The sequence below is a fragment of the Enterobacter cloacae complex sp. GYL001 genome (assembly GCF_049237125.1).
Taxonomy (GTDB): domain Bacteria; phylum Pseudomonadota; class Gammaproteobacteria; order Enterobacterales; family Enterobacteriaceae; genus Enterobacter; species Enterobacter hormaechei_C.
Map to the genome: position 1 here is coordinate 1 of NZ_JBMKGW010000009.1, position 18,266 is coordinate 18,266.

At 56.1% G+C, this 18,266-nt stretch carries 22 protein-coding genes; 3 read left to right on the forward strand and 19 right to left on the reverse strand.

Annotated elements, in window-relative coordinates:
• The 9 genes from tuf to fkpA form a co-directional block, all read right to left on the reverse strand.
• Positions 1-812: elongation factor Tu (tuf, locus tag ACOTWU_RS15855; protein WP_232937376.1), on the reverse strand; the 812-nt coding region annotated here is incomplete at its 3' end.
• Between the two features lie 69 nt (positions 813-881).
• Complete coding sequence (gene fusA, locus ACOTWU_RS15860; RefSeq protein ID WP_006812195.1) at positions 882-2,996, reverse strand: elongation factor G; 2,115 nt, start codon at positions 2,994-2,996, stop codon at positions 882-884.
• Between the two features lie 96 nt (positions 2,997-3,092).
• Positions 3,093-3,563, reverse strand: a complete 471-nt coding sequence (gene rpsG / locus ACOTWU_RS15865; RefSeq protein ID WP_003861706.1) for a 30S ribosomal protein S7 — start codon at positions 3,561-3,563, stop codon at positions 3,093-3,095.
• A gap of 96 nt (positions 3,564-3,659) precedes the next feature.
• On the reverse strand, positions 3,660-4,034 hold the full coding sequence (gene rpsL / locus ACOTWU_RS15870; RefSeq protein ID WP_000246815.1) for a 30S ribosomal protein S12: 375 nt from the start codon (positions 4,032-4,034) through the stop codon (positions 3,660-3,662).
• 124 nt (positions 4,035-4,158) lie between these two features.
• Positions 4,159-4,446, reverse strand: a complete 288-nt coding sequence (gene tusB / locus ACOTWU_RS15875) for a sulfurtransferase complex subunit TusB (RefSeq protein WP_015571409.1) — start codon at positions 4,444-4,446, stop codon at positions 4,159-4,161.
• Positions 4,447-4,453: 7 nt separating this feature from the next.
• Positions 4,454-4,813, reverse strand: coding sequence for a sulfurtransferase complex subunit TusC (tusC, locus tag ACOTWU_RS15880; protein ID WP_023295521.1), 360 nt, complete (start codon positions 4,811-4,813; stop codon positions 4,454-4,456).
• A complete protein-coding gene (gene tusD / locus ACOTWU_RS15885) occupies positions 4,813-5,199 on the reverse strand; it encodes a sulfurtransferase complex subunit TusD (protein ID WP_003861699.1) in 387 nt (128 codons plus the stop codon). Before tusD ends, tusC begins: the two co-directional genes overlap by 1 nt.
• Positions 5,199-5,921, reverse strand: a complete 723-nt coding sequence (locus ACOTWU_RS15890) for a helix-turn-helix transcriptional regulator (RefSeq protein WP_003861697.1) — start codon at positions 5,919-5,921, stop codon at positions 5,199-5,201. The genes tusD and ACOTWU_RS15890 overlap by 1 nt, the downstream gene beginning before the upstream one ends.
• A gap of 167 nt (positions 5,922-6,088) precedes the next feature.
• Positions 6,089-6,907: an FKBP-type peptidyl-prolyl cis-trans isomerase gene (gene fkpA / locus ACOTWU_RS15895; protein ID WP_003861695.1), complete on the reverse strand. Its 819-nt coding sequence runs from the start codon at positions 6,905-6,907 to the stop codon at positions 6,089-6,091.
• Between the two features lie 238 nt (positions 6,908-7,145).
• Between fkpA and ACOTWU_RS15900 the strand changes: the two genes are divergently transcribed.
• Positions 7,146-7,364, forward strand: a complete 219-nt coding sequence (locus ACOTWU_RS15900; protein WP_003861693.1) for a protein SlyX — start codon at positions 7,146-7,148, stop codon at positions 7,362-7,364.
• A 51-nt stretch (positions 7,365-7,415) separates the two neighbouring features.
• Here ACOTWU_RS15900 and slyD read toward each other — a convergent pair whose 3' ends face one another.
• The 4 genes from slyD to kefG all read right to left on the reverse strand — a co-directional run bounded on the left by slyD (position 7,416) and on the right by kefG (position 10,671).
• The gene (slyD, locus tag ACOTWU_RS15905) at positions 7,416-8,006 is read right to left on the reverse strand and encodes a peptidylprolyl isomerase (RefSeq protein WP_003861691.1); all 591 of its coding nucleotides are present in this window, start codon (positions 8,004-8,006) and stop codon (positions 7,416-7,418) included.
• 94 nt (positions 8,007-8,100) lie between these two features.
• The gene (locus ACOTWU_RS15910) at positions 8,101-8,301 is read right to left on the reverse strand and encodes a YheV family putative zinc ribbon protein (protein WP_003861689.1); all 201 of its coding nucleotides are present in this window, start codon (positions 8,299-8,301) and stop codon (positions 8,101-8,103) included.
• A 13-nt stretch (positions 8,302-8,314) separates the two neighbouring features.
• On the reverse strand, positions 8,315-10,120 hold the full coding sequence (kefB, locus tag ACOTWU_RS15915; protein ID WP_017384173.1) for a glutathione-regulated potassium-efflux system protein KefB: 1,806 nt from the start codon (positions 10,118-10,120) through the stop codon (positions 8,315-8,317).
• Positions 10,120-10,671, reverse strand: coding sequence for a glutathione-regulated potassium-efflux system ancillary protein KefG (kefG, locus tag ACOTWU_RS15920; protein WP_015571413.1), 552 nt, complete (start codon positions 10,669-10,671; stop codon positions 10,120-10,122). Before kefG ends, kefB begins: the two co-directional genes overlap by 1 nt.
• A gap of 132 nt (positions 10,672-10,803) precedes the next feature.
• Here kefG and ACOTWU_RS15925 point away from each other — a divergent pair, with 132 nt between their 5' ends.
• Together ACOTWU_RS15925 and ACOTWU_RS15930 are read left to right on the forward strand one after the other, a co-directional pair.
• A complete protein-coding gene (locus ACOTWU_RS15925) occupies positions 10,804-12,708 on the forward strand; it encodes an ABC transporter ATP-binding protein (protein ID WP_126499085.1) in 1,905 nt (634 codons plus the stop codon).
• Positions 12,709-12,723: 15 nt separating this feature from the next.
• Complete coding sequence (locus ACOTWU_RS15930) at positions 12,724-13,656, forward strand: LysR substrate-binding domain-containing protein (protein ID WP_017384171.1); 933 nt, start codon at positions 12,724-12,726, stop codon at positions 13,654-13,656.
• Positions 13,657-13,740: 84 nt separating this feature from the next.
• Here the strand turns inward: ACOTWU_RS15930 and mdcH are convergent, their stop codons facing one another.
• The 6 genes from mdcH to mdcC form a co-directional block, all read right to left on the reverse strand.
• Positions 13,741-14,637: a malonate decarboxylase subunit epsilon gene (mdcH, locus tag ACOTWU_RS15935; RefSeq protein ID WP_126499084.1), complete on the reverse strand. Its 897-nt coding sequence runs from the start codon at positions 14,635-14,637 to the stop codon at positions 13,741-13,743.
• On the reverse strand, positions 14,637-15,254 hold the full coding sequence (locus ACOTWU_RS15940) for a malonate decarboxylase holo-ACP synthase (RefSeq protein ID WP_017384169.1): 618 nt from the start codon (positions 15,252-15,254) through the stop codon (positions 14,637-14,639). Before ACOTWU_RS15940 ends, mdcH begins: the two co-directional genes overlap by 1 nt.
• A gap of 2 nt (positions 15,255-15,256) precedes the next feature.
• Positions 15,257-16,216, reverse strand: coding sequence for an AEC family transporter (locus tag ACOTWU_RS15945; RefSeq protein WP_126499083.1), 960 nt, complete (start codon positions 16,214-16,216; stop codon positions 15,257-15,259).
• Positions 16,217-16,339: 123 nt separating this feature from the next.
• On the reverse strand, positions 16,340-17,140 hold the full coding sequence (gene mdcE, locus ACOTWU_RS15950) for a biotin-independent malonate decarboxylase subunit gamma (RefSeq protein WP_032620995.1): 801 nt from the start codon (positions 17,138-17,140) through the stop codon (positions 16,340-16,342).
• Entirely contained in the window at positions 17,140-17,973 is an 834-nt protein-coding gene (locus ACOTWU_RS15955) for a biotin-independent malonate decarboxylase subunit beta (protein WP_017384167.1), read from the reverse strand. Before ACOTWU_RS15955 ends, mdcE begins: the two co-directional genes overlap by 1 nt.
• Positions 17,966-18,265: a malonate decarboxylase acyl carrier protein gene (gene mdcC, locus ACOTWU_RS15960; RefSeq protein ID WP_000411786.1), complete on the reverse strand. Its 300-nt coding sequence runs from the start codon at positions 18,263-18,265 to the stop codon at positions 17,966-17,968. Before mdcC ends, ACOTWU_RS15955 begins: the two co-directional genes overlap by 8 nt.
• Between the last annotated feature and the right edge of the window lies 1 nt (position 18,266).

Consider the following 18,266-nt stretch of genomic DNA (forward strand, 5'->3'; position numbering starts at 1 on the left):
GCACGGCCTTCGTCCAGCAGTTTGCGGAACATTTCAACGCCAGTACAGGTAGACTTCGCAGTCTCTTTGATACCAACGATTTCAACTTCTTCACCAACTTTGATGATACCGCGCTCTACACGACCGGTAACAACGGTACCACGACCGGAGATGGAGAATACGTCTTCGATTGGCAGCAGGAATGGCTTGTCAATCGCACGCTCTGGTTCTGGGATGTAAGAATCCAGGTAGCCAGCCAGTTCGATGATTTTCTCTTCCCACTCTGCTTCGCCTTCCAGCGCTTTCAGCGCGGAACCACGAACGATTGGAGTGTCGTCGCCTGGGAAATCGTACTGAGACAGCAGTTCACGAACTTCCATCTCTACCAGTTCCAGCAGCTCTTCGTCATCAACCATGTCACATTTGTTCAGGAACACGATGATGAAAGGAACGCCTACCTGACGACCCAGCAGGATGTGCTCACGAGTCTGAGGCATAGGGCCGTCAGTCGCAGCAACAACCAGGATCGCGCCGTCCATCTGCGCAGCACCGGTGATCATGTTTTTAACATAGTCGGCGTGGCCTGGGCAGTCTACGTGTGCGTAGTGGCGAGTCGGGGTGTCATACTCAACGTGAGAGGTGTTGATGGTGATACCACGAGCTTTTTCTTCTGGTGCGTTATCGATCTGGTCGAAAGCACGAGCAGCACCGCCGTAGGTTTTAGCCAGTACAGTGGTGATTGCAGCAGTCAGGGTAGTTTTACCATGGTCAACGTGGCCGATAGTACCAACGTTGACGTGCGGTTTTGTACGTTCAAATTTTTCTTTAGACACGGCTATATTCCTTACTATAGTGCTCTCCCCTTCGGAGAGAGCACGGGACTTAGGTTTTAATCCTGTGGATTACTTACCACGGGCTTCGATAACGGCCTGAGCAACGTTGTTCGGCGCATCATCATACTTCAGGAATTCCATAGTGTATGATGCACGACCTTTGGTCAGAGAACGCAGCTGAGTTGCATATCCGAACATTTCAGACAGCGGAACTTCAGCGTGGATCTTAACGCCAGTTACTTCGGATTCCTGACCACGCAGCATACCGCGACGACGGCTCAAGTCACCGATAACGTCACCGGTGTTCTCTTCAGGAGTTTCTACTTCAACCTTCATGATCGGCTCAAGCAGAACTGGTTTTGCTTTCTTAAAGCCTTCTTTAAAGGCAATAGACGCAGCCAGTTTAAACGCCAGTTCAGAGGAGTCAACGTCGTGGTAAGAACCGAAGTGCAGACGAACACCCATGTCTACAACCGGGTAACCAGCCAGAGGACCAGCTTTCAGCTGCTCCTGGATGCCTTTATCAACGGCAGGGATGTATTCGCCAGGAATTACACCACCTTTGATGTCGTTGATGAACTCGTAACCTTTAGGGTTAGAGCCCGGCTCCAGTGGGTACATGTCGATCACAACGTGACCATACTGACCGCGACCACCAGACTGCTTAGCGTGTTTACCTTCAACATCGGTAACTTTCGCGCGAATCGCTTCGCGGTAAGCAACCTGAGGTTTACCCACGTTCGCTTCAACGTTGAATTCACGCTTCATACGGTCAACGATGATGTCCAGGTGCAGTTCACCCATACCAGCGATGATGGTCTGGTTAGATTCTTCATCAGTCCATACGCGGAATGATGGGTCTTCTTTCGCCAGACGGCCCAGAGCCAGACCCATTTTTTCCTGGTCAGCTTTGGTTTTTGGTTCAACTGCGATGGAGATTACCGGCTCAGGGAATTCCATACGCTCCAGAATGATCGGGTGATCCGGGTCACACAGGGTGTCACCAGTGGTCACGTCTTTCAGACCGATAGCAGCAGCGATGTCGCCCGCACGAACTTCTTTGATCTCTTCACGTTTGTTAGCGTGCATCTGTACGATACGGCCAAAACGTTCACGCGCCGCTTTCACGGAGTTCAGGATGGTGTCACCGGAGTTAACCACACCAGAGTAAACGCGGAAGAAGGTCAGGTTACCCACGAATGGGTCGGTAGCAATTTTGAACGCCAGTGCAGAGAACGGCTCGTCATCACTTGCGTGACGCTCAGCCGGAGTATCTTTACCGTCGTCCAGGATGCCGTTGATCGCAGGAACGTCAACCGGGGATGGCAGGTAGTCAACTACCGCATCCAGCATCGCCTGAACACCTTTGTTCTTGAACGCAGAACCACAGGTTACCAGGATGATTTCGTTGTTCAGAACGCGCTGACGCAGAGCAGATTTGATCTCTTGCTCAGACAGTTCTTCACCACCCAGGTATTTCTCCATCAGCTCTTCAGAAGCTTCTGCTGCGGATTCGATCAGGTTCTGGTGCCATTCGTCAGCCAGGTCCTGCATCTCTGCCGGGATATCTTCGTATTCGAAGGTAACGCCCGCATCTGCTTCGTTCCAGTTGATGGCTTTCATTTTCACCAGGTCGATAACGCCGGTGAAACCTTCTTCAGCACCAATTGCCAGCTGAAGCGGAACAGGGTTCGCGCCCAGACGGGTTTTGATCTGGCCAACAACTTTCAGGAAGTTAGCACCCATACGGTCCATTTTGTTAACGAACGCGATGCGTGGAACTTTATATTTGTTTGCCTGACGCCATACGGTTTCAGACTGTGGCTGAACACCACCAACTGCGCAATAAACCATTACCGCGCCGTCAAGAACACGCATGGAACGTTCTACTTCGATGGTGAAGTCAACGTGCCCTGGGGTGTCGATGATGTTTACGCGATGCGGTTCGTACTGCTTAGCCATACCTGACCAGAATGCAGTAGTCGCTGCGGAGGTGATAGTAATACCACGCTCCTGCTCCTGTTCCATCCAGTCCATGGTGGCTGCGCCGTCATGAACTTCACCGATTTTATGGTTTACACCGGTGTAGAACAGAATACGTTCGGTAGTAGTGGTTTTACCGGCGTCGATGTGCGCACTGATACCGATGTTACGGTAGCGTGCGATGGGTGTTGTACGAGCCATTTGATTCCTCGTTTATATCTTTAGGCGTTCAGTTAAGTTACCCAGAGCGGGCGGCTTCTCTGAAGCGCCCGCCTGGTGACTACGACTCCGAAGGGATTACCAACGGTAGTGTGCGAACGCCTTGTTGGCTTCTGCCATACGGTGAACGTCTTCACGTTTCTTAACTGCGGTACCTTTGTTTTCCGCAGCATCAGAAAGTTCGTTCGCCAGACGCAGAGCCATGGATTTATCACCGCGTTTACGAGCAGCTTCAACGATCCAACGCATTGCCAGAGCATTACGACGAACCGGACGAACTTCAACTGGAACCTGATAAGTAGAACCACCAACGCGGCGAGACTTAACTTCTACAGTCGGGCGCACGTTGTCGAGAGCGACTTCGAAGGCTTCCAGTTCATTTTTACCAGAACGCTGAGCCAGGGTCTCCAGCGCGCTGTATACGATTGCTTCTGCGGTAGATTTTTTACCATCTACCATCAGGATATTTACAAATTTTGCCAGCAGTTCTGATCCGAATTTCGGATCTGGAAGAATTTTACGCTGACCAATGACGCGACGACGTGGCATGGGATTACTCCGTTGTTAATTCAGGATTGTCCAAAACTCTACGAGTTTAGTTTGACATTAAGATAAATCAGTTTGGCCTTACTTAACGGAGAACCATTAAGCCTTAGGACGCTTCACGCCGTACTTGGAGCGAGCCTGCTTACGGTCTTTAACACCTGAGCAGTCCAGCGCACCACGAACGGTGTGGTAACGAACACCCGGAAGGTCTTTAACACGACCGCCACGGATCAGGATCACGGAGTGCTCCTGAAGGTTGTGACCTTCACCACCGATGTAGGAAGTCACTTCGAAACCGTTAGTCAAACGCACACGGCATACTTTACGCAGTGCGGAGTTTGGTTTTTTAGGAGTGGTGGTATATACACGAGTACATACGCCACGTTTCTGCGGGCAGGCTTCCAGCGCAGGCACGTTGCTTTTTGCAACTTTGCGTGCACGTGGTTTGCGTACCAGCTGGTTAACTGTTGCCATTAAATAGCTCCTGGTTTTAGCTTTTGCTTCGTAAACACGTAATAAAACGACCTCATACAATATGAGGACGCGAAATTTTAGGGCTACGTCGAAAAGGTGTCAAGAAATATACAGCGATCTCAAATCACCAGTTCATTTGACTGGCGTGCGTCACAGTAAGATTGACGAAATCAGTATAGCCAACCACGTCAATTTTGGCTGAAATTTGACCAGAAAGACCCCGCGCATCCAGATCCTCTTTCAGCGCAGAGACTGTTATGGGGGCATTAGCGAGGATTTCAACAAAACGGCTGCCTTCAAGCGCCGCAAGCACGCCATCCTGAATCAGCAGCAGATCATCACCTTCGCGCAGCATGCTCAGTAACGTGTCGATATCGCATTGCCACGGTGAACGGCTCAGGGTATGGAGCATGACAGCCTCAGAAAGTCAGAACGGTATCGTAGTGAGAGAGTTGTTCGCGCAGCGCAGCAGATGTCAGGATCGTCACGTCCAGCACGAACGGTGTTTTCTCGTTTAACCCACGCGCGGCCAGCGAGTCGGCGCACACATAGAAGGTTCCAATGTCATAGAGCGGCAGAACTTTAAAGGTCGCAATGTAGTCGCGCGCAAGAATGGCCTGCGGTTGTTGGCCTGCCAGAAGCTGGAATACGCCATCGCCTAAAAAGAAGACGCCGATATCTTCGGTTAAAGCCGATGTCGCGAGCAATGCATCCAGCCCTTCCCGGCCTGAAGCGCTGCCATGCGGCGCAGAAGTAAAAACAAACGCTACGCGCTTCATCAAAATTGCACCACTCTGTCGCAGGTCAACGCCGCCTGTGCCAGGGCACCCAGTCCGCTGAGCGAAAAGCCCGGTTGCAGGTTAGCCCCCGCCAGACCAAGGCGCTCGGCTTCGGTCGCATCCGTCACGCCGCGACGCAGTGCCGCCGCGACGCAGATATGCAGGTCGACGCCCTGCGTTTCGTTTAATTTTTGCCAGGCGCGCACGAGGTCAAACTCATCGCTCGCCGGAGACGTAAACTGGTTCGCGTTATATACGCCTTCGCGATAAAAGAAGACGCTTGCCAGTTCATGACCGGCATCAAGCAGCGCATGGGCAAACTGTAGCGCGCTGCTGGCCTGCTGGGTACCGTACGCCGGGCCCGTCACCATTAACGCAAAACGCATTACTTGTCTTGTCCCAGGAAGTCGCCGCTTTTGAACTGGCGAATATAGAGGTAAACCGTGTGTTTGGAGATATTCAGGCGATCGGCCACCTGGTTGATGGCATCTTTGATATCAAAAATCCCTTTCTCATAGAGGTTCAGGACGATCTGACGATTCTTGGCGTTGTTGGATACGTTGCGATCGGCATTCACCTCTTCAATGGTGAACTCCAGCGTCTGGGTCACGAGATCCTCAACCGAAGAAGCAAAGTTCACCGATGAGCCCACGTCCGGCGTTTCGGGCGGGATGAAGGTGCTCATGATTTGCGAGAATGGCACATCAAGGTTCATGTTGATGCACAGCAAACCGATTACCCGGTGTTCGCGATTTCGAATCGCGATCGTTTCTGATTTCATCAGCACGCCACTTTTGGCGCGGGTGAAATAGCATTTTGAGACGCTGCTGTCCGCGCCGGTCATGTCATGCAACATACGCAATGCAAGGTCGGTGATTGGCGAACCAATTTTACGGCCAGTGTGCTCACCATTCGCAATGCGGATAGCGGAACACTTAAGATCTTGCAGGGAATGCAATACGATTTCGCAGTGGGAACCAATGAGCATCGCTAACCCGTCCACTACCGCTTCGTAGGATTTCAGAATATCGAAGTCGGTCTGGTCAAATGGACGTTGATCCAGCAAATCAAGTTCACTGGTTTCGTTGGTTAAAAGCGACCTGGACATGAAAAAAACACTCCTTTTCAGGAGCCTGTCGTTAGGTTTTCAGGGCAGGCTCATTATCTACACGGACAACTAAATTAATACAGCGTGTATAACGCTTTCCAGTGTTAATTATATCTGCCCCACAATAAAAAAACCGCCGCCTGTAAAGGCGGCGGTTTTTTTCAGCATTACTTCTTAGCTGCTGCGGCTTTGTCGTCAGCCGGTGCGTCTGTTTTCGCATCCGCTTTCGGCGCCGGTTTGATGTCCAGCAGTTCTACATCAAATACCAGCGTGGAGTTAGCCGGGATACCCGGAACGCCGGTTTTGCCGTAAGCCAGATCCGGTGGGATGACCAGCTTGATTTTACCGCCTTTCTTGATGTTCTTCAGGCCTTCGGTCCAGCCCGGGATCACACCATCCAGACGGAAGGAGAGAGGCTCACCGCGGGTATAAGAGTTATCGAACTCTTTACCGTCGATCAGCGTACCTTTGTAGTTCACCACAACGGTGTCGCTGTCTTTAGGCGCGTCGCCGGTACCTTCTTTCTCAACTTTATAGATCAGGCCAGTAGAAGAGGTTTTAACGCCTTTCTCTTTAGCGAACTTGTCGCGGTAGGCTTTGCCTTTCGCTTCGTTATCTTTAGCGTCTGCTTCCATCTTAGTCTGAGCGGCGCCTTTCACGCGCGCTTCAAACGCTTGCAGAGTCTGCTCGATTTCCTGGTCAGACAGTTTGCTCTTGTCTGCGAACGCATCCTGAACCCCTGCGATCAGCTGGTTTTTGTCCAGTTTGATGCCCAGTTTCTCTTGTTCTTTCAGAGAGTTTTCCATGTAACGACCCAGAGACGCGCCAAGTGCGTAGGCGGATTTCTGGTCGTCATTTTTGAATGCCGCTTTGCTGTCTGTAGTCGCAGCAGGCTTCGCAGCAGTATCAGCAGCGAAAGACAGCGGCGCATTGAGCGCTACAGCCATAGTGGTCGCCAGCAGCGTAACTTTAAACAGTGATTTCATCCATATCTCCAGGACCTGAGGTCTCTCACCCCAGTGTTAAACGTAAATGAGTGACGTACTATAAAACGTTGTGGAAGAAATCTACAGACAGACTCCCCCGAATGTCGCTTCTTTTCAGACTATTTTTGTTTAAATAAGTTTCTTGTCAGGGAGATGGATACTGTACTTAAGGAAAAAGTCAGCTAAACTTCGCCGCCGCTGGTCCATTATGGCGAATGAGAGATAAACGAGGTGAATGATGAAGGATACAACGATCGAAGCGAGACTGGCTGAGCTGGAAAGCCGCCTGGCTTTTCAGGACATCACCATCGAAGAACTGAACCAGACCGTGACGGCCCATGAGCTTGAAATGGCAAAACTGCGCGATCACATGCGCCTGCTGACGGAAAAGCTGAAGGCCACGCAGCCGTCAAACATTGCCTCTCAGTCAGAAGAGACACCACCACCTCATTATTGAGGCGTAAAAAAAGCGGGATTATCCCGCTTTTTTATTTTCCGGAGTACGGAATCAGTGGCAACCGCAGCCGCCGTTACCGCAACCACCTTTACCGTGGCCGTGGTCATGACCATGGTCGTGGCCGTGACCACCGCAGCAGCCGTCATGGCCGTGATCGTGGTCATGGTCGTGACCGTGCGCACCGTGAACGTGGCCATGAGCCAGCTCTTCTTCGGTCGCTTCACGGATCGCAACAACTTCTACGTTGAACTTCAGGTTCTGACCCGCCAGCATGTGGTTGCCGTCAACCACAACGTGGTCGTCTTCAACTTCAGTGATTTCAACCGGAACCGGACCCTGGTCAGTTTCCGCCAGGAAGCGCATGCCAACCTGCAACTCGTCAACGCCCATGAATACGTCTTTAGGAACGCGCTGAACCAGGTTGTCATCATACTGACCGTAAGCGTCGTTCGCGCCTACAGCAACGTCGAATTTGTCGCCAACTTCATGGCCTTCCAGCGCCGTTTCCAGGCCGGAAATCAGGGAACCGTGACCATGCAGGTAGTCCAGCGGCGCACTCACCGGAGACTCATCAACCAACACACCGTCTTCTGTACGTACCTGATAGGCCAGGCTGACCACCAGGTCTTTTGCTACTTTCATGATATCTCCTGAGCGTGGGAAAATTGCTGGCGCAGATTGTAGCGGAAATCTGCACCCGTGTACCCTTAAGCTTAAAAAAACTCAGAGCATATCGCTAGTCTGGATGAAAAATGCCGATCACTTGCTCTTCTTTGCGAACGTGATCGCGGGCTTCTTTATCGGCCTCACGCATCTGGTGACCGCACTTAACACATTCAACGATATCGATATTATTTTCACGCCACATGGCCAGCGTATCTTGCGCCTGGCAGGATGGGCATTTTGCGCCCGCGATAAAGCGTTTACGTACAGCCATCTTTCGTTACCCTTTATTCAAATTCATCCCAGCCGTCGAGCTGGCGTCGTTCCTGTTGCATCTCACGCTGGAAGATCTCCTCCAGTTCGCGACGCGCTTCCCGAACGCGGGAGATCTGCGCCGTGTCGCTGTGCACGGGCATCAGTTCACGCAGCATTCGCATATCCAGCCGGCGGAAATGCATCTGGGCGCGTTGCGCCTGGTGAGGATGCATACCCAGCGAAACCAGCGCCTTGCGTCCCAGCTCCAGCGCGCTGGAGAAGGTTTCGCGGGAGAAGTGTTTCACACCCGCCTGCAAAAGTTCGTGAGCCTCCACACGTCCACGCGCACGCGCCAGAATATGCAGATGCGGGAAATGCTGCTGGCACAGCTCCACCAGCTTCATCGTATCTTCCGGATCGTTGCAGGTGATGACGATGGACTCCGCAGCCTCTGCCCCCGCCGAGCGCAACAGCTCAAGCTGCGTCGCATCGCCGTAGTACACCTTATAACCATATTTGCGCATCAGGTTGACGGCGCTGATATCGCGCTCCAGCACCGTAATGCGCATTTTATTCGCCATCAACAGGCGACCAATCACCTGTCCGAAGCGACCAAAGCCCACGACGATCACCTGCGGTTTATCATCTTCCACCCACGGCGCTTCGTCTTCATCGTCTGCGGGATTCAGGCGGCGCGACAGCAGTTTGTCCACCAGCTTCATCAGCAGCGGGGTGGTCATCATCGACAGCGTAACCGTCACCAGCAGCAGCGCCATCTGGTCATCTTTGAACAGCTTCTGAGACGACGCCGTGGAAAACAGCACAAACGCAAATTCTCCACCCTGGCTTAACACGCTGGAAAACTGCATTCTTTCCGAGCTGCGCAGCCCGTAAATCCTCGCGAGGACATACAGCACCAGCGTTTTGACCGCCACCAGCACGGCGACACTCGCAATAACCCACAGCAGATGGGTATAGAGCACGCCAAGATTAAGCGCCATACCCACCGAGATAAAGAACAGCCCTAACAGCAGCCCCTTAAACGGATCGATGGCGGTCTCCAGCTCGTGGCGGTACTCACTTTCCGCAAGCAGCACCCCGGCGATAAACGTCCCAAGCGCCATCGACAGCCCCAGCGCATCCATAAACAGCGCTGAGCCAAGCACCAGCAGCAGCGTTGCGGCGGTGAATACCTCGCGCACGCCGGATGCGGCAATAAACCGGAATACCGGACGCAGTAAAAACCGTCCGCCGATCAGCATCCCCGCGAAGGCCAGCACCTTCATGGAGATCTTCATCCAGTCGAAATGATCGTCTCCGGAGCCCGCCAGCAGCGGCACCAGCGCCAGCGCCGGGATCACCGCTAAATCCTGGAACAGCAGCACCGAAAAACCCAGCTGCCCCGCCTCGTTGCGGTTCATCCCTTTGTCGCGCATCAGCTGAAGCGCCATCGCCGTCGACGACATCGCAAGACCGATCCCGCCAATCACCGCGGCCTGCCAGGAAAACTGCGTCAACATCAGCAGTCCCGCGAGAATGGCCGCGCTGAGTAACACCTGCGCCGCCCCGACGCCAAAAATAGATTGCCGCAGTTGCCACAGCTTGGCGGGGTTCAGCTCCAGCCCGATGATAAACATCAGGAAGACCACGCCCAGCTCGGAGAAGTGGAGAATTTCATCCACATCGCTGATAAACCCAAGCCCCCAGGGGCCAATGGCGATCCCCGCCAGCAAATAGCCCAGCACCGCGCCAATGCCGAGACGCGCGGCAAGCGGGACCGCGACGACGGCGGCAAACAAAAACAGCACCCCGGCAAGGAGTAAATTCGAACCGTCCATTAGCGTCCTCCCGCCGGAATCGGTGACGCCAGCCATTCGCCATAGGCCCTGGCATGGCTCGCCAGTGATTTCGGATCCTGCCGCCGTGCCCAGTAGATAATAATCGGGCTCATCCAGTGCATACGGCACATCGCCGCCGTCAGCTCAAACGGCCGCAGAATGTCGCTCATGGGGTAACGGTTCAGCCCGTCGTGACGGTAAGCGCTTTCCGGCTCACCGGTGGTAATGACACTCCGCCAGTACTTTCCCGCCAGCTGGTTGCCCCCCACCCCGCTGGAGAAGCCCCGGCTCAGCACGCGGTCCAGCCACTCTTTGAGCAGCGCCGGACAGCTGTAGGTATAAAGCGGATGCTGGAACACAATCACGTCGTGCTGACGGAGCAGTTCCTGCTCGTAAGGAATATCGATAAAAAAATCAGGATAGTGCGCGTAGAGATCGTGCACCGTTACGTTACTGAGCTGTGTGGCCGGCTTAAGCAGCACCCGGTTCGCCACCGAGTCCTGTGATTCCGGATGGGCATACAGCAGCAGCACTTTCGCTGTCTGAGACATCACTCCCCTCCCGGTTCTGTTTTTGTGTATTGTTGTCGTTTTGGGCTACCATGGCGGCCCGGTGGGGAAAATGGCCCACACCTTACATTATCATAATGACAAATTAACATAGTCGGAACATACGGCGCTTCTATGATTGTTTTCTCCTCGTTACAAATTCGTCGCGGCGTGCGCGTCCTGCTGGATAACGCGACTGCTACCATCAACCCGGGCCAGAAAGTGGGGCTGGTCGGCAAAAACGGCTGCGGTAAATCCACCCTGCTGGCGCTGCTGAAAAACGAGATAAGCGCGGATGGCGGTAACTTTACCTTCCCGGGCAACTGGCAGCTCGCCTGGGTGAACCAGGAGACGCCCGCGCTGAGCGAACCCGCGCTCGACTATGTTATCGACGGCGATCGTGAATACCGCAAGCTCGAAGCGGAGCTCAACGCCGCCAACGAACGTAACGACGGCCACGCCATCGCCACCGTCCACGGCAAGCTGGACGCCATCGATGCCTGGACCATTCGCTCCCGTGCCTCCAGCCTGCTGCACGGTCTGGGTTTCAGCAACGAACAGCTTGAACGCCCGGTGAGCGATTTCTCGGGCGGCTGGCGCATGCGCCTTAACCTGGCCCAGGCGCTGATCTGCCGCTCCGACCTTTTGCTGCTCGATGAACCAACCAACCACCTCGATCTTGATGCGGTTATTTGGCTGGAGAAGTGGCTCAAGAGCTATCAGGGCACTCTGATTCTGATCTCCCACGACCGCGACTTCCTCGATCCGGTAGTGGATAAAATCATTCATATCGAACAGCAAAGCATGTTCGAATACACCGGCAACTACAGCTCTTTCGAGCGCCAGCGCGCGACGCGCCTTGCCCAGCAGCAGGCGATGTATGAAAGCCAGCAGCAGCGCGTGGCGCACCTGCAAAGCTTTGTGGATCGCTTCAAGGCCAAGGCGTCAAAAGCCAAGCAGGCGCAGAGCCGCATCAAGATGCTGGAACGCATGGAGATGATCGCCCCGGCGCACGTGGATAACCCGTTCCACTTCAGCTTCCGCGAGCCGGAGAGCCTGCCGAACCCGCTGCTGAAAATGGAAAAAGTGAGCGCGGGCTATGGCGATCTCATTATCCTCGACTCTATCAAGCTCAACCTGGTGCCAGGTTCACGCATTGGTCTGCTGGGACGTAACGGCGCCGGTAAATCGACGCTGATCAAGCTGCTGGCGGGCGAGCTTAACCCGGTCAGCGGCGAAATCGGCCTGGCGAAAGGCATCAAGCTTGGCTACTTCGCCCAGCATCAGCTGGAATTTTTACGCGCGGATGAATCGCCGATCCAGCACCTGGCGCGCCTGGCGCCGCAGGAGATGGAGCAGAAGCTGCGCGACTACCTCGGCGGCTTTGGCTTCCAGGGCGATAAGGTGACTGAAAACACCGAGCGCTTCTCCGGCGGCGAAAAAGCCCGTCTGGTGCTGGCGCTGATCGTCTGGCAGCGCCCGAACCTGCTGCTGCTTGATGAACCGACCAACCACCTCGATCTCGACATGCGCCAGGCGCTGACCGAAGCGCTGATAGAGTTCGAAGGGGCGCTGGTTGTCGTATCGCACGACCGCCACCTGATCCGCTCCACCACCGACGATCTCTACCTGGTGCACGGCGGCAAAGTGGAGCCGTTCGACGGCGATCTGGAAGATTACCAGCAGTGGCTGACGGACGTGCAGAAGCAGGAAAACCAGCCGGAAGAGTCAGCGAAAGACAACGCCAACAGCGCCCAGGCGCGTAAAGACCAGAAGCGCCGTGAAGCGGAACTGCGCACCCAGACGCAGCCGCTGCGTAAAGAGATTGCCCGTCTCGAAAAAGAGATGGAAAAGCTCAACGCCACGCTTGCTGCCGTCGAAGAGAAGCTGGGCGACAGCGAACTGTACGATCAGAGCCGCAAAGCGGAGCTGACGGACTGTCTGCAAACTCAGGCGAAAGCCAAATCCAGCCTCGAAGAGTGCGAAATGGCATGGCTGGACGCGCAGGAACAGCTGGAAGCGATGCTGCAAGCCGACTAACACGCCGGGAGGGTTATGGGCTTCGATACCACGAGCGAGATTACATTCCGTAAGCTCAGCATCTTCATGACGTTCATGGAGAAGGGCAATATCGCACGTACCGCCGAAACGCTCGGCCTGAGCGGTGTCAGCGTGCACCGCGCGCTGCATACCCTCGAAGAGAACGTCCGCTGCCCGCTCTTTGCTCACAAAGGGCGTAACCTGATTGCCCTCCCCTCCGCGTGGACGCTGCTGGAGTATTGTCAGGAGGTGATGCAGGTGATGGAGCGCGGGCTGGAAGAGTCGCGCAAGATCGCCGGTATCGGCCAGGGACGGTTGCGCGTCGGCACGCTCTACTCGCTGACGCTGGAAACCGTGCCGCGCCTGATAATGGGCATGAAGCTGCGCCGTCCGGATCTGGAGATGGATCTGACGATGGGCTCGAACGAAACCCTGCTCCATATGCTGGATGAGGGATCGCTGGATGCGATTTTAATCTCTATTTCCGAAAGCGATATCGACCGTAACAGCCTCGAAGTGCTTCCTCTGTTCCATGACGATATTTTCCTTGCCGCACCGGCCTCTGCCACGCTGAATACCAGCGGCCCCGCCGATCTGCGTGATTACAAAGATCAGAAGTTTGTCGCCCTCGCGGAAGGGTTCGCCACTTACGCCGGGTTTCAGGAAGCGTTTCATATCGCCGGTTTCGAGCCGGAGATTGTGACGCGCGTGAACGATATCTTCTCGATGCTGAGTCTGGTGCAGGCGGGGGTCGGGTTTACGCTGATGCCGGGCAGGATGAAGAAAGTGTATGAAAATTCGGTGCAGCTACTGAAGCTGGCGCAGCCGTACCAGATGCAGCAGCTGATCGCGATTGTCTTTGCCCGCAACCGCGAGCAGGATCCGAGCCTGCGGGCATTGGCCGCGGAAGGGCGGATGTATGCGAGAAGTTTGCAGGATAGTGCCTGATGTTATTGCCCGGTGGCGCTACGCTTACCGGGCCTACAATCCGGGAGTAGGCCCGGTAAGGCGCAGCCGCCACCGGGCTAAAACTTACCGCTGAAGCCGACCCGCCAGATGCACCGCCACGTCCACCCCGCTGCGCTCCAGCGAAATGGATTCACCTTCCCACGCCGCCTGCCGCGTCAGACAGGTCAGGATGCCCCCTGGCGGCATCTCAATCGCCAGCCGCGCTTCACGCTCGTTAGCGGAAATCACCGCCTCCTGCCAGCGCACGGTTCGCGCCATATTCATCGCCAGATCGTCGGCAATTTTCTCCGGCTGCCAGAGCACGCGTCCGGTACTGCCGCTCAGGTACGCACAGCGCGGACGTGAAAGCGTGACCGAATTAAATGCTGCCACCAGCTTCTGCGCCGGTTCCGCCAGCAGTTCACAGTGCGACGGTACGCTCACCGCCAGCCGCTTAGCCTTGCTCGCGCCTTTTGCCAGGGCGCGCTCCGCCACCTGCGCCATGCCGTCATCGGCTCCGGCAATCACGATCTGCGTTTCGGCGTTCAGGTTAGCAATATAGGTTCCTGTCCCCTGAAGCAGGTTTTCCACCTGGGGCAGGGTCAACCCCATTATCGCCGTCAGGCCGTAGCCGTGCGGGTATGCCTGCTCCATCAGATCGCCGCGCAACGCCACCAGCTTCAGCGCGTCCGTAAAGTCCAGCGCGCCGGCGATAACCGCCGCAGGATAAGCGCCAATGGACAGCCCGCTGACGATATCCGGCGACACGCCGCGACGTTCCAGCTCGCGCGCCCACGCCACGCCGGCAATCAACAGCGAAAGCTGAACCGCGCGGGTGTGGGTTAACGAGGATGCGCTGTCCAGGGTATCAACTTCCGCCCCCAGCACAGCACGGGCCTGCTCCAGCTCCGTTCCCGGCAGGTTTTGCAGCATACCTTCATGCTGTGTGCCCTGCCCTGGAAAGGTAAACAGTATTTTCATTACTCCTCCCTGTGCCATGGATCCGCCACCAGGCGCGGTCCACATTGCGTTTTTAGCAGCGTTTTGCCGTCGCGTAACCATTCCGCCAGCGCGAATCCGCCCTCGGGCGTGTCCACCTGCGTATCCGCCCGGCACAACGCACGGCTGAGCTGAGCCTGCCAGCCAGTAAACGCCTCAGGGGAAACGGCACGCGGGGCGCGGATGAGCAGATCGAGATCGCTGTCGGCGTGGATCACCGGAATGCCGGTCGCCAGCGCGTAACCCGTACTGCCGGTTATCCCCCACGTCCACGTCCACGACTGCTGCGCAAGCTGAAGCGCCACCTGAACCGGCGGCTGAGTGATAAACGGCGAACGCAGCAGGTCGGCGGCAACGCTCAAATCTTCGGGCGACACCACGCGCAACACGTTCTCAGGCTTCACCCATCCGGCCGCCCGCTGGTCGCGGCGCAATCCGCGCACGCCAACGGGAATACGGCCTTCATTATCAACATCACGCCGCACCACTACCGGTAGTCCGGCATGCCAGGCCGCGTCCACCCAGGATTCGGTAATCCCTTCCAGGGCGTCGCGCGCGGTAAGCCAGATGAGGTCGTGTGGGCGTAATGTTGTGGTCATGATTACATTCCTGAAGTCAGCGAGATAAACAGCGGCAGCGACAGGATACACAGTACGGAGCTCAACAACAGCACGGCTTCAGCATCCGGCGACTGCACGCCAAAGCGGTTACCGAACACCACGCCAAAGAAGCCCGCGGACAGCGCAATCATCAGGATGGCGGTGATCGCCACGGAGCCGTGCAGACCGAAGATTAAAACGATACCCCAGGCGATCGCTGGCTGGATCAGCAGCTCGGCGATAGTGGAAGTGATCACCATGGTGTTGATCTGAAGTTTACGCGCGGAGAGGATCACCCCGGTCAGGAACAGCGCCGCAGCGGTCGCAGACAGTCCCAGCGGTTTAATCGCCGCCAGTACCAGCTCCGGCATTTTGATGCCGATAGCGGACAGGATCACACCCAGCAGCGGGCCCATCACGATCGGTTTTTTAATGGAACGCCACATCAGCACCGGCAGCATGGAAAGCGTTGAACCCGAGTTATTGCCTTCGGCGCGGGCTTTCTCACGCTCCAGAATCAGCAGGCAGAACGGGGTCATCAACACTGAACCACAGGCGATGGAGACCGCCACGGACAGTGAGGTTGAAGGGCCTTCGCCCAGCACGCTGCCCAGAATCGGCAGGCCAAGCGCCGCGTAGTTTGGCAGGGCGACGGTAAGCGTCAGCACGGCCGCATCCTGCGGGGATTTTTTAAACACTTTCGTCGCGAGGAAGTAGATGACCGCATAGGTGATCCACATCGCCAGGGTGAGCACCAGGATCAGCGGCGACTGCGCCACGATGCCGGTCCACGGGGTTTGCACGGTGGCGCTGAACAGCGCAGCCGGGAGTGCAAAATCCATCACGAAGATATTCAGGAGGGAAACATTTTTGTTATCGACCATCTTTGCCTTACCGGCCCAGAATCCCAGCAGCATGATGACGAAAATCGGTGCAAGAGCATGAACAATTACGTAAGTCATAAATCACCTGTAGTAAAAAAGTTTAAGCACTGGCGCGATGTTTATTATTTTCAGGATGCAGGTTCCCGCGTGGACGCAACGGGCGCGCCCACGGGGTGATGCATCTGGCAGGTCTCTTTTTACTTACCAGCTGGCTCGCATACGTTCACGTACGAGCGCCGAGCTGCGGCGGTTGTCAGCACCCAGACGGTTTTTCAACGTGGTGTCCTGACGAGCGTCGCTGATGGCCTGTTGCAGGGTGGTTTTCACCCGCGTCAGATCGCTTTCGGTAGGGGCATCCGGATTGCTGATATCCAGCAGGTCGGAAAGCAGCCCCAGCGTGGCGTAGTTGCTGATGTCATACGCCATTGGCGGAATGGTTGCAGCCAGTTTTTCCAGCGCCTCAACGGTACGCAGCGTAATGCGCGCCGCAGACTCTTTGCCCATGGCATGGATCAGCACGCCTTTATCGTTGAAGGCAATCAGACGGTTAGCCTGGTAGCCGTGCGCCAGAAACGCGCCGGACATGGCCTTACCGACGATAAGACCAATCACCGGATGACCCGCCAGCCGCGCATTAGCGTAGGCGGCAGCGGCGCCGGCCAGCGCCTGGTGGATACCAAACGCCTCTTCGCGACGGCCATAGGCCTGGCTTGGGACGTCGATTACCGCCACAATCGGGCGCTTCACGGCTTTATCTGCGTCGGCGGCGACGGTTTCGCTGACCACTTTTGCCAGCGTCCATCCTTCCAGCAGGCCGACTTCACCCTGCGCCGCGCGCGGGAAGTGGTTGTTGGCGTCCGGCACCACGGTGACAAAACGCACCGTTTCACCGTTTAGCTCGCCGTCTGCGGCCTGCACGGACGGGCATAACCCCTCCAGACGTTTCGCGTTCGGGGCCAGAGTTTCCAGCCAGAGTTCGCCACGGCTAATTGAGTTAGTCATCATTTCACCTCCCGGGCAAAAAGCGCTTTAATCTGTTCGGCATCGGCCTGTTTGCGGGTGTCGAAATTCGTCAGACGGTTCAGGTAATCGTCGTAGTTATCGGTGCGATGTTTCGCCGGTACGCCTTTGGCGATGGCTTCGTTCATCGCGGCTTTCACCGCGTTCACGCCGTCGCCCACCAGCGCGTCCACCAGCCCGCTTTCAAAGCGTACTTCGCCGCCGGTCATGCTCCAGATAAACGGACGGTCGCGGGAGTCATACTCTTCAATGCCCGCTTCCTGCTCGATAACCTGCGGACCGTTGAGGCCGAGCCGCGCTTCGCGGGTCACAATCAGGTAGCTGCACAGCGCCGCGGCGATAGACATCCCACCGAAGCAGCCCACGGTCCCGGCGACAATCCCGACGACCGGGGTATAGCGACGCAGGTCAACGATCGCGGCGTGGATATCGGCAATCGCCGCCAGGCCGAGGTTGGCTTCCTGCAAACGTACGCCGCCGGTTTCGAGGCACAGCACCGCCTGAGTCGGAATGCCGTTGCGGTTATCTTCCGCCGCCAGCTCCAGCGCTGCCGCCATTTTGGCGCCGGACACTTCGCCCATGCTGCCGCCCTGGAAGGTGCCTTCAATCGCCACCACCACCGCAGGCTGGCCGTTGATGGTCCCTTTCGCGACCACCATGCCGTCATCGGCCTGAGGAACAATCCCCTGTGGCCCAAGCCACGGAGAGATAATGCCTTCAAACGGATCCAGCAGTTCGCGGTAGCTGCCGTCGTCGAGCAGCGCCTGCGCACGCTGGCGCGCTTTTAATTCGATAAAGCTGCTGTCATCACGCATGGTTCACCCCTTCAAAAACCTGTTCGATACGAATGCGTGCCACGCCCGGCGTCGCGCCGAAGTCGTGGATGGTCAGCTTACCTGCGGGCAGGCTGCTGACGGTTTGCAGGCGGTTGAACAATGCCTCCCAGCGCCCGCGGCTGTTGTCGACGGAGGTGGTGATATCAATGGTTAAGGTCTGGCCCGGTTCGGCGGTGAAAAGCACCTCCATATCCCCGGAACCGACGACCCCTGCCAGCGCCCTGCCGCTTACTTCGCGGCTGGCGGGCACGGTCAATGTGATTTTTTCCATA